General features: G+C 44.2%; 2 protein-coding genes. Both read left to right on the plus strand.

Going from position 1 to position 1257, the window contains the following annotated elements:
- Positions 1 to 242: 242 nt before the first annotated feature.
- Positions 243 to 1052: a lipopolysaccharide core heptose(I) kinase RfaP gene (rfaP, locus tag KDK16_RS04885; RefSeq protein ID WP_257274933.1), complete on the plus strand. Its 810-nt coding sequence runs from the start codon at positions 243 to 245 to the stop codon at positions 1050 to 1052.
- Positions 1053 to 1151: 99 nt separating this feature from the next.
- Positions 1152 to 1257, plus strand: a 106-nt coding sequence (locus tag KDK16_RS04890) for a type II toxin-antitoxin system Phd/YefM family antitoxin (protein ID WP_257274934.1), incomplete at its 3' end; no start/stop codon positions are given.

Genomic DNA, 1257 nt, shown 5'->3' on the forward strand with positions numbered 1-1257 from the left:
CGTCAGCATCTCTTCTTCTGATAACTGTATAATCGGCATCATTTACCACCTGATCAGCAAAATACCCATGAGGTTGAGCACTGCTATACCATTCATCATGAAGTCGGCTCCTGGGTACCCACGTCAAGGTCAATGTCCCTGAAAAATAAACTTTTCAAGAAAAAAAGAAAGCTTTCTGAGTGGCTGGATAAGTCATTCAAATCTCACCAATAGTAGTGTCTGGATACTGAAATTCTGGCTTCATGTTTTATCTTAGAGACGATTTTAAAAAAGCCTGGCAAGGCAAGGATCCTCAATCACTGCTGGAAACAATGGATGGAGAGGTCTATAGAGCACTTGAGGCTCGTCGTACCTTTCGATTTGAACTGAACGGTAAAGGCTATTTTGCAAAAGTGCATGGCGGCGTGGGCTGGTTTGAAATTCTCGAGAACTTTTTGCATTTACGCAAACCGGTTCTTGGCGCCAGAAATGAATGGGAAGCCCTGAACAAACTCCATGAGATTGGCATTGATACTATGACACCTGTCGCCTATGGGGAAACCGGGAATAACCCAGCGACACGTCGATCTTTTCTGGTGACCGAAGAGCTAGCAAACATGGTAACTCTGGAAGACTTTTGTGAGCATTGGAAAAACACGCCTCCTTCCTTTCGATTGAAGCAAGCCATGACATTGAAGCTGGCAGAAATCAGCAAAAAACTCCATGACAACGGCGTCAATCATCGTGATTATTATCTGTGCCATTTCATGATGCCTGAAACCCAAGCCCCTGACCCGGAGAACCTGAAGTTTTATCTGATCGATCTCCACCGGGCCCAGATCAGGGATGAAACACCCGACCGATGGCGACTGAAAGACTTATCCGGGATGTACTTCTCAGCCATGGATTATGGCATCACTCGAAATGATGTTTTTCGTTTTTTGAAAGCCTATACAGGGCTGTCTCTCAGAGACACACTGAGAAAATATAACGCTTTGCTCACTCGCATTGAGAAGAAAGCGGTAAAACTGTATCGGCGCATGGAACGAAAGGCGGGGAAAAATGACGTTTAAAGCCCAGGCCTGCACCTTCATTTCCTTCGTTTTCTTACTTGTGCTAGCTGTTGGACAAGTTATAACTGTAGTGAAAACAATACAAGTTGGGGAATTAGCATGAGAATCATTAATTTTTCTGAGGCCAAAAGTCAATTAAAGGCTGTTCTGGATCAGGTGGTAAATGATGCCGATTATACAGTTATCAGAAGAAGAGATGCTGACG

The organism is Endozoicomonas sp. SESOKO4 (assembly GCF_024606275.1).

What these genes read in the sequence shown, in the direction of transcription:
- rfaP (WP_257274933.1), top strand. Translation starts at nt 243, where the DNA reads ATGTTTTATCTTAGAGACGATTTTAAAAAAGCCTGGCAAGGCAAGGAT.